The sequence below is a fragment of the Mycobacterium sp. genome, from assembly GCF_049281135.1.
Lineage (GTDB): Bacteria > Actinomycetota > Actinomycetes > Mycobacteriales > Mycobacteriaceae > Mycobacterium.
The window spans coordinates 1-3,412 of sequence record NZ_JBAPRN010000157.1 but is presented as its reverse complement, the minus strand read 5'-3'; the positions used below and the strand labels follow the sequence as shown (position 1 = coordinate 3,412).

Here is a 3,412-nt window from a genome sequence, read left to right as displayed (position 1 = left end):
GACCTTCAGGACATCATCGCGATTCTGGGTATCGACGAGCTGTCCGAAGAGGACAAGCAGCAGGTCAACCGGGCGCGCCGGATCGAGCGGTTCCTCTCGCAGAACATGATGGCGGCCGAGCAGTTCACCGGCCAGCCAGGATCGACCGTTCCGCTGAAGGAAACCATCGAGGCGTTCGACAAGCTGGCCAAGGGCGATTTCGACCACATCCCCGAGCAGGCCTTCTTCCTTATCGGTGGGCTGGACGACCTGGCAAAGAAGGCCGAAAGCTTCGGCGCCAAGCTGTGATGTGCCGGCGGCGGAAGCTGAGCGTGGAAGGGCAGGTGTGAGATGGCCGTGCTGAACGTGGAGATCGTCGCCGTCGACCGGAAAATCTGGTCGGGCGAGGCGACGTTCCTCTTCACGCGCACCACGGTGGGGGAGATCGGGATTCTGCCCAATCACATCCCGCTGGTTGCGCAGCTCGTCGACGACGCCATAGTTCGTGTCGAGCGTGAGGGCGAGGAAGACCTCCGGGTCGCCATCGAAGGCGGCTTCCTGTCGGTCACCGAGGAGAGTGTCAGCATCCTCGCCGAGTTCGCACAGTTCGAATCGGAGATCGACGAGGCTGCGGCCAAACAGGATTCGGAGTCAGACGACCCCCGCATTGCCGCGAGGGGACGTGGCAGACTGCGCGCAGTCGGCGCGCTCGACTAGCGGACCGCGGCGATGAGCGCGCTCATGAGCGTGATGATCGTGCTCGTCGTCCTGTTGGGACTTGCGGTCGTCGCCCTGAGCTATCGCCTGTGGAAGCTGCGTCAAGGTGGGACGGCGGCGATCATGCGGGACATACCCGCGGTCGGCGGCCATGGTTGGCGCCACGGCGTAATTCGTTACCGCGGTGCGGATGCCGTGTTTTACCGACTGTCCAGCCTTCGGTTGTGGCCGGACCGTAAGCTCAATCGGCGAGGCGTGGAGGTCGTCTCTCGACGTCCACCGCGGGGCGACGAGTTCGACATCATGACCGAAGAGATCATCGTGCTCGAGCTGCGCGATACCACGCAGGAGCGCAGGGCGGGCTACGAAATCGCGCTGGACCGAGGCGCATTGACGGCATTCCAGTCGTGGTTGGAATCGCGTCCGTCGCCGCGCGCACGCCGCCGCACCACCTGACGTCGGGGCTTACTTCTTCAGCTGGTCGGACCGTCCGCCGCCGGGTTGCCACAGCACGTCACCGTCGGGATTGACCACGCGGCACAAGATGAACAGCAAGTCCGACAGGCGATTCAGATACTTGGCGGGCAGCGGGCTGACGTCTGAAGGGTGCTCCTCGATCGCGTCCCACGCCGCACGCTCAGCGCGTCGGGCCACCGTTCGGGCGACGTGCAGCAGTGCCGAGAGCGCTGAACCACCAGGCAGCACAAAGGATTCGAGCGGCGGCAGGCTCTCATTGAATTCGTCGCACCACGCTTCGAGGCGGTCGATGTAGGACTGCGTGATGCGCAGTGCCGGATATTCGGGGTTCTCCACCACCGGCGTCGACAGATCCGCGCCGGCGTCGAACAGATCGTTTTGGATCTGCTTCAGTACCTCGGCTATCTGCTGCGTCGGGTTTCCCAGGGCGACCGCGGCGCCGATCGCCGCGTTGGCCTCGTCGCAGTCGGCGTATGCCACCAGCCGCGTGTCGTTTTTGGAGACCCGTGAGAAATCGCTCAACCCCGTCGTTCCGTCGTCGCCGGTCCGGGTATAGATGCGGGTCAGATGTACTGCCATGCACAAAAGGTTACCGCTCCGACCGACCTAGCCGACTGACAGGGCGAAACGGCTTCACTAAACTGGCCCGCGTGGCGGAGCGTTTCGTGGTGACCGGGGGTTGTCGGTTGTCGGGCGAAGTCGCTGTTGGGGGAGCCAAGAACAGTGTTCTGAAATTGATGGCGGCGACGCTGCTGGCCGAAGGCACCAGCACGATCACCAACTGTCCCGACATCCTCGATGTGCCGTTGATGGCGGAAGTGCTGCGGGGCCTGGGCGCCACTGTCGAATTGGCCGGCGCAACCGTGCGCATCACCTCGCCGGACGAGCCGAAATACGACGCCGACTTCGCTGCGGTGCGGCAGTTCCGGGCCTCGGTCTGTGTGCTCGGTCCCCTGGTCGGGCGGTGCAAGCGCGCCAAAGTCGCGCTCCCTGGTGGTGACGCCATCGGTTCGCGCCCGCTGGACATGCATCAAGCCGGGCTGCGGCAACTCGGAGCCGTCTGCAATATCGAGCACGGCTGCGTCGTTGCCCAGGCAGATTCCTTGCACGGCGCGGAAATTCAGCTGGAGTTCCCCTCGGTCGGGGCAACCGAGAACATCTTGATGGCTGCGGTGCTGGCCGAGGGTGTCACAACGATTCACAACGCGGCGCGCGAGCCCGACGTGGTTGACCTGTGCGCGATGTTGAACCAGATGGGCGCGCAGGTCGAGGGTGCGGGCTCACCGACGATGACGATTACCGGCGTACCGCGGCTCTACCCGACGGAGCATCGCGTGATCGGCGACCGAATTGTGGCCGCCACGTGGGGCATCGCCGCCGCGATAACCCGCGGCGACGTCACAGTGACCGGGGTCGACCCGGCGCATCTCCAGGTTGTGCTGCACAAGCTGCACGACGCCGGCGCCACGGTTACTCAGACGGACGACAGCTTCCGGATCACCCAGTACGAGCGACCGAAGGCCGTCAACGTCTCGACGCTGCCATTCCCCGGTTTCCCGACAGACCTGCAGCCGATGGCGATTGCGCTGGCGTCGATCGCCGACGGCACTTCCATGATCACCGAGAACGTATTCGAAGCGCGGTTCCGGTTCGTCGAGGAGATGATCCGCCTAGGTGCCGATGCGCGCACCGACGGTCACCACGCCGTGGTCAGGGGTCTTCCTCAACTGTCGAGTGCGCCCGTGTGGTCTTCGGACATCCGTGCCGGCGCCGGATTGGTGCTTGCCGGCCTGGTGGCCGACGGTGACACCGAGGTGCACGACGTGTTTCACATCGACCGGGGCTACCCGTTGTTCGTGGAAAACCTGGCCAGTTTGGGCGCAGAGATAGAGCGCGTAGAGTAGGCGCTACATAACGAGCACGCCTGCTCTAGGGCATCGGACGTGCAGTTTGACGGCACTTTTGCGATGGAGTACAGTAGCAGGGTTGCCCGAAAACGGGTGTTGTTTGAGAACTCAATAGTGTGTTTGGTGGTTTTGTTTTTGTTGTTGTTTTTTGCCATGCCTTTCAGCTTCCCGTGTTGGGGGTGTGGTTTGTTTTTGTGATGCCAGTTTTTTTGGTGTCTTTTTGTTGGGTTCAGATTGTTCTGATTGGATTCGCCTGCCTGTGTGGTGGGGGTTTTTGTTTGGAGAGTTTGATCCTGGCTCAGGACGAACGCTGGCGGCGTGCTTAACACATG

5 protein-coding genes and 1 pseudogene are annotated in these 3,412 nt (G+C 63.0%); 4 read left to right on the top strand and 2 right to left on the bottom strand.

Annotation, left to right across the window (positions count from 1 at the left end; all coding sequences use genetic code 11):
- From WAN02_RS06500 to WAN02_RS06490, 3 genes and pseudogenes are all read left to right on the top strand, one after another.
- Positions 1–288: pseudogene (locus WAN02_RS06500) on the top strand (F0F1 ATP synthase subunit beta); the annotation flags it as partial.
- 42 nt (positions 289–330) lie between these two features.
- Positions 331–696, top strand: a complete 366-nt coding sequence (locus tag WAN02_RS06495; RefSeq protein WP_422263348.1) for a F0F1 ATP synthase subunit epsilon — start codon at positions 331–333, stop codon at positions 694–696.
- 12 nt (positions 697–708) lie between these two features.
- The gene (locus WAN02_RS06490) at positions 709–1,152 is read left to right on the top strand and encodes a DUF2550 domain-containing protein (RefSeq protein WP_422263347.1); all 444 of its coding nucleotides are present in this window, start codon (positions 709–711) and stop codon (positions 1,150–1,152) included.
- A 9-nt stretch (positions 1,153–1,161) separates the two neighbouring features.
- Here WAN02_RS06490 and WAN02_RS06485 read toward each other — a convergent pair whose 3' ends face one another.
- Positions 1,162–1,752: a cob(I)yrinic acid a,c-diamide adenosyltransferase gene (locus WAN02_RS06485; protein WP_422263346.1), complete on the bottom strand. Its 591-nt coding sequence runs from the start codon at positions 1,750–1,752 to the stop codon at positions 1,162–1,164.
- Between the two features lie 71 nt (positions 1,753–1,823).
- Here WAN02_RS06485 and murA point away from each other — a divergent pair, with 71 nt between their 5' ends.
- On the top strand, positions 1,824–3,077 hold the full coding sequence (gene murA, locus WAN02_RS06480) for a UDP-N-acetylglucosamine 1-carboxyvinyltransferase (protein WP_422263345.1): 1,254 nt from the start codon (positions 1,824–1,826) through the stop codon (positions 3,075–3,077).
- A 111-nt stretch (positions 3,078–3,188) separates the two neighbouring features.
- Here murA and WAN02_RS06475 read toward each other — a convergent pair.
- On the bottom strand, positions 3,189–3,412 hold a 224-nt coding region (locus WAN02_RS06475), incomplete at its 5' end, for a hypothetical protein (RefSeq protein WP_422263344.1).